Below are 6,067 nucleotides of genomic sequence, written 5' to 3'. Positions count from 1 at the left end.
TGTTGCCTCAATAATTCTGGGTGATTCTCCCATAAGCGAGCGCCTGCCTACTCCTGGGAAACACCTGTAAGCCAAGTGACCCAAGACGTCTTGAGACGTGGCTAAATTATAAACTGTTTTTCCCGAATTTAACTTACACTGAAATATGCCTTAACATAGAAGCCATAAAACATCTGACTGTAAACCTGAAGATATTTAAACAGCCCGATAACATCATGGATACTCCAGCATCGACTAACTGGTATCAAGCCAATTTTCAATATCTCCAGACAGCCGTTAATCAAGTTCGTCAGGTATTGGAAGATACCATTAACCGTGACCAAAATCAGACGAGTCCACTCAGATTTGAGACAACCTTAACGCCAGACGCCTTGGCTTCCCTACAAACTAAGCCTTCAGCCTTAGAGACGCTCTGCACAATCTGTAAACTTTCTCCCTTTGAGCAATATATCCTCTTGTTGTGCGTCGGGATGGAATTAGACAGAAAATTTAAAGTCTTGTGTAGCCAATTTCACGGACATCAAGAGCAAAATTATCCGACTCTGAATTTAGCTTTTGCTACATTTAGTGATGCTAATTTACGTGTTTTCTCTTCCAAATCTCCCTTAGAATACTGGGGACTAATTGAAAGTGGTGATAGTCAAACGCTCTCTCACTCTCCTCTACGTATTAATCGACGCATTTTCTGCTATCTTTTAGGTGAACCCTGTGAGGATGATGACTTGATTGGTATCCTCAAACCTATACCCCCTTTTCCTCCATCTTCTCTTCCCCTGTCCTACCAACAACTCACCGAGCAACTCATCGCCACTTGGTCTCAAAAAACACCGACATCTATCTTTCCTATCGTTCAATTGTGTGGTGCAGAACTAGGAGCAAAACATACCATTGCGGCTGCTGGCTGTAGTGCTTTGAGTTTGCATCTAAATTTAATTTCCGCATCCCTGCTTCCCATCAATCCTCATGAACTCTATCAATTAAAACAGCGGTGTTTACGGGAAGCTATATTAACCAACAGCGCCCTTTTACTCACCTGCGATGAACTGAATCAAACTGATGGGATGCGAGAGTTGGCTATCTCTCAGTTTGTTGAAGATTTAAATCTGCCTTTAATTCTTAGCACTCAAGAACGACAACCACAAAACCAGCGCCCGATGATTACCTTGGATGTGGGTCAACTAAGCCACAGGGAACAAAAGTTGATTTGGGAGTCGTATCTGGGTTCAACAGCGTCAGAATTAAATGGGCAACTCGATACGCTAGTGTCTCATTTTAATCTCAATCCTCTAGCCATTCAAGCCGCTTGTTTATCGCTGGAAGGGATGGAGTTTCCCCCAGTCAAAACCGAGCAACCTAAGGAGAAAGAACCGGAGAAACCTGCTTCCTCTTCAAGGCGTACTCGCAAATCTAAAAGCCAAACGTCAAAACCCAAAATAGAGAATCCTTTTTCTCCATTGCAAACTCACTTATGGGATTTTTGTCGCACTCAAGCCCGTCCCCGATTAGATGATTTAGCCCAACGGATTGATGCGGTAGCGACTTGGGAGGAGTTAATTCTACCCGAACGAGAAAAAAATACATTACAGGAAATTTCTGCTCATGTTCGACAACGAGCGAAAGTTTATCAAGAGTGGGGATTTGCGGGAAAAGGAGGACGCGGTTTAGGGGTGAGCGCTCTCTTTTCTGGACCCAGTGGTACGGGGAAAACAATGGCGGCGGAAGTATTGGCAAAGGAATTACGCCTGGATGTTTATCGGATTGATTTGAGTGCGGTGGTGAGTAAATATATTGGCGAAACGGAAAAGAATTTACGGCGAATCTTTGATGCAGCGGAAACGGGTGGAGTGATTTTACTGTTTGATGAAGCAGATGCTTTGTTTGGCAAACGAACTCAAGTTAAAGATTCCCATGACCGCCATGCGAATGTGGAAGTGAGTTATTTACTACAACGGATGGAAGCCTATCAAGGATTGGCAATTTTGACGACAAATCTGTTGGAATCATTAGACCAAGCGTTCCTGCGTCGGATTAATTTTTCGGTTAAATTTCCCTTCCCTGATGCTGAGGCTAGAACTGAGATTTGGCAGCACATTTTTCCTGAAGAGACGCCGACGAAAAACTTGGATATGAAAAAGTTGGGTAAAGTGAATATGGCGGGTGGAAATATCCGCAATATTGCGTTGAATGCGGCGTTTTTAGCGGCTGATGCGGGAGAATCGGTGATGATGAAACATATTTTACAGGCGACTAAAAGTGAATCTCTTAAGTTGGGGAGAATCTTGACCGATGTAGAAATCAGTGGCTGGGTTTGATGGTATCTAAAGAGTCAGAGAAACCCCATGCAAGAGGAGGCGATTGAAATCGCTGCTACACAAACTAAGTTCGCCGGCGCGGACTAGATTATAAAGGGGGTGGCTAACCCGGATTTGGTATGAAATGTCTGGTAAAAATGCAAGGTAGAAGGAAATGATAGTATATCCGGTAGTATCGGACACCCCGCCAGATGTAGGAGGACACGATAGTATAGAAACCTACAATAGGAATGACTTTAGGGGTTGACAATAAAGCATTTTAAGGCACTAAAGTGCCTACTACAAACAGGTCTATTCAGGAAAGTTTTGCTCAGATGAGGCTATGGCTTTAATTGTCTCGATTCCCCATTCTGCTAAGGGATGATTTAGGGTGGCTAAATAGTCCCATCCTTGGCGATACATGAGCAGTAATTCAGCCAGGTTTTGTTTGTCTTTGTCATCCCCAGCCGCTTGTCGTAAAATTTCTGCTAATAATTCTGGCGAATTTAAGTTTAATGTAGTATCTTTTAGGTTAACTTCAGTCAGGTTAGCACCACTGAAATTAGTGTCCTGCAAATTAGCACCATTCATATCTGCCCCAGTCAAATTAGCGCCGACTAAAGGCGCATGACTTAAGTCTGCTTCACTTAAATTCGCCTCACTTAAATTCGTCAGACTCAACTCACTCCAACTGAGGTTTGCTTTATATAAATTGGTCTGACTCAAATCAGCGTTAATCAAGTTGGCATTGCTCAGATTTGCTCCGACTATGGTAATGCCAGTTAATTGAGCGCCGATTAATTGAGCGCCGATGAGTTTTGCACCGCTGAGATTGGCGTTAATTAAGTTGGCTTCTATCAGGATGGCATCGGTTAAATTGGTGGCAACTAAGATAGCGCCACTAAGGTTAGTATTCAAGAATAGGGTTTGACTCAAGTTTGACCCAAAGAAAACTGTGTTGCTCAAGTCAGCATGGCTGAAGTTCGCCTCTTGCAGTCTTTCCGCGATTAGTGTTGCACCCTGTAAGTTTATGCCGGAAAAGTTGCGTTGATTTTGGCTATATTGCTGAAGCAGTTGGTTCTCTTTGTCCATTTTTACTGATGATTGGTGTCTTGGTGTCAACTTAGGCTACAGCCCTCACCCCCAACCCCTCTCCCAAGCTTGGGAGAGGGGAGCAAGAGATGCTAATCCATCAAATTAGGTGTGCCGAGCTACTATTTTTTATGCAATCTGCAAGGCGATTTTTCCGGTGGTTGATCCTGATTCTATAGCTTGATGAGCGCTAACGGCGTCGGGGAGGGGAATGGTTTGAGAGAGGTGAATGTTGAGTTTGCCTTCATCTATCCATTGGGCGCATTGTTCGAGAATCTCGGTTTGGTGTTCCTGGGCTGCTACTAATCCTTGGAGTGTCGGCGTTAGCATGAGTTCTAAGCTAATTCGCAGATTTCGCGATCGCGCTGTTTTCAATTTCCCGATACTATAGTCAGGTTCGAGAATGGTAACTAAATCCCCGTAGACTTTCACGGCGGGAACGGTATCGTAAAAGGTTTGACCCCCCACAGTATCAAAGGCGACATCTACACCCTTTCCCTCTGTCCAATCTAATGCAGCTTGGGCAAAGTCGGTTTGTGGGTATAGAATGGGTTGGTCTGCACCTAATTGACGCACTAATCGGGCTTTTTCTTGAGAACTTACTGTTGTACAAACATTAGCCCCTTTGATTTTGGCAAGCTGAATGGCAACATGTCCCACACCACCCGCACCGCCATGAATCAGCGCTGTTTGTCCGGCGTCTAAGCGCCCTCGGTCATATAAGGCTTCCCAGGCGGTAATTAGCACTAATGGCGCGGCTGCGGCTTCTGTAAAGGACAAGGATTTGGGTTTTCGGGCGACCCAACGTTCATCTACAACCGTGAGTTCGGCATAATTTCCTGTACCCGATTTTCCTAATCCACCCGCACAGAAATACACCTCATCGCCAGCCTGAAATCGGCTGACAGCAGAACCCACGGCTTCCACGACACCCGCCCCATCACAGCCTAAAATGGCAGGCATATCGTCGGGATAGAATGTGCCACGGTTTCGCAGTTTGGTGTCGATGGGGTTAACCCCGGCGGCGTGGAGTCGTACTACTATGTCTCTATCGGTTTGCAGTTTTGGTTCGGGTATGTCCTGCAATTGCAGCACCTCTGGCTTACCCGGAGTAGTCATGACTACGGCTTTCATTCCTTTGTCCTTTGTCTGTTCTTTGTCATTTGTCCTTTGTCATTTGTCCTTTGTCAAGGAATAGGGAATTTTTTCTAAAAACGGTAACATATAGATACAAAATATCTCCTCTGATGCCTGATAACTTATCTGACTTTTCACGGGAAGTCTAGAAACTATTGTAGAGACGCGCCATGGCGCGTCTGGGCGGGTTTAGTTACATCAGGTTGCAACCGAAAAGATAGTTGTAGAGACGTTGCATGCAACGTCTCTACAACTGACTTCCGCCTAGCGTTACTAGCTATTTATACTTAATTCTCGGATCAACTAGCGCATAGGAAATATCAACAACAAGATTAACTAGGACAAAGATAACTGAGACGACAACGACGCCACCTTGAACAACAGGATAGTCTCGTGCCAAAATTCCCTCATAAATCCAGGAACCGATTCCGGGCCACGAGAAGATAGTTTCGGTTAAAATAGCACCACCTAAAAGTGTACCAAATTGCAACCCAATAATTGTCACCACAGGCAACAAAGCATTTTTTAATCCATGGCGAAGAATCACCCAATGTTCAGGAATGCCTTTTGCCCTAGCGGTGCGAATATAATCCTGGGAGAGAACCTCTAACAGAGAAGAACGAGTAATTCGCGCTAAAATGGCTAAGGGAATTGTGCCGAGGGTTAGAGCGGGTAAAATCAGGTGAGATAGAATATCTTGGAATAGGTTGAAATCAAGTTTGAGAATCGCATCTAAGAGGTAAAATCCGGTAATCGGTTGAAAATTTAATCCCGCATCAATACTAATCCGTCCACTGGGGGGAAACCAGTTTAAGGTAATGGCAAACAGGTAAATTAAGAGTAATCCAAACCAATATACGGGCATAGAAACCCCCAGTAATGAGCCAATCATGGTTAGGTTATCAGCGGGACGATTCTTGTAAACTGCTGCAAAAACGCCAGCCGGAATTCCCAGAATGACGGCGACTATCATGGCGGCTAAGGATAATTCAAAGGTGGCGGGAAAGCGGGTTTTAATTTCATCGATAATCGGAATCCCACTGATAATACTGGTGCCAAAGTCGAGATGGAGTAGATTGTTGAGAAAGGTGAGGTATTGCAGGGGTAGGGGTTGATTTAAACCCAGTTGTTCCCGTAAGGCTTCTACCTGTTCAGGGGTGGCGCGTTCTCCTAGCATAACTGTTGCGGGATCACCGGGAATTAGGTGGAGGAAGAGAAAGACTAAAAGAGTAATACCCAGGATAACAGGTAACAGGTTGAGTAGACGCTTGATGATATAGTGAGCCATTTTCGGGTTTAATTTTCACCTCAAGTCTTTATCCTATAATGGTTTTTACGATGACTTAAGCAGGTTTTGTAGTAGGCACTTTAGTGCCCATCCGTGTCAACTTAAGCTCAACCCCTCACCCCCAGCCCCTCTCCCACGCCGGGGAGAGGGGAGTAAGAGAATCTGGTTCCCCTTCTCCCACCCCCCTCGTTCCCCCCTACAAGAGGGGGGAGGACAGAGGATGCTATCGCTTTTATTTCAAGGGAGAAGGGGTTAGGGG

4 protein-coding genes are annotated in these 6,067 nt (G+C 45.0%); 1 reads left to right on the top strand and 3 read right to left on the bottom strand.

Annotated features, from left to right (window positions below; genetic code table 11):
• The first annotated feature begins 215 nt into the window (after positions 1 to 215).
• Positions 216 to 2,312, top strand: a complete 2,097-nt coding sequence (locus RH949_RS32160) for an ATP-binding protein (protein WP_446358939.1) — start codon at positions 216 to 218, stop codon at positions 2,310 to 2,312.
• Positions 2,313 to 2,603: 291 nt separating this feature from the next.
• Here RH949_RS32160 and RH949_RS32155 read toward each other — a convergent pair whose 3' ends face one another.
• The 3 genes from RH949_RS32155 to RH949_RS32145 all read right to left on the bottom strand — a co-directional run bounded on the left by RH949_RS32155 (position 2,604) and on the right by RH949_RS32145 (position 5,808).
• The gene (locus tag RH949_RS32155; RefSeq protein WP_446358937.1) at positions 2,604 to 3,383 is read right to left on the bottom strand and encodes a pentapeptide repeat-containing protein; all 780 of its coding nucleotides are present in this window, start codon (positions 3,381 to 3,383) and stop codon (positions 2,604 to 2,606) included.
• A gap of 129 nt (positions 3,384 to 3,512) precedes the next feature.
• On the bottom strand, positions 3,513 to 4,517 hold the full coding sequence (locus tag RH949_RS32150; RefSeq protein ID WP_446358935.1) for a zinc-dependent alcohol dehydrogenase family protein: 1,005 nt from the start codon (positions 4,515 to 4,517) through the stop codon (positions 3,513 to 3,515).
• A gap of 280 nt (positions 4,518 to 4,797) precedes the next feature.
• Positions 4,798 to 5,808: an ABC transporter permease gene (locus RH949_RS32145; protein WP_446358933.1), complete on the bottom strand. Its 1,011-nt coding sequence runs from the start codon at positions 5,806 to 5,808 to the stop codon at positions 4,798 to 4,800.
• Between the last annotated feature and the right edge of the window lie 259 nt (positions 5,809 to 6,067).

Source organism: Coleofasciculus sp. A1-SPW-01 (assembly GCF_040217205.1).
Classification (GTDB): domain Bacteria; phylum Cyanobacteriota; class Cyanobacteriia; order Cyanobacteriales; family Coleofasciculaceae; genus Coleofasciculus; species Coleofasciculus chthonoplastes_A.
The sequence above is the reverse complement of the archived record's forward strand: the minus strand, read 5'-3'. Positions and strand labels throughout refer to the sequence as shown.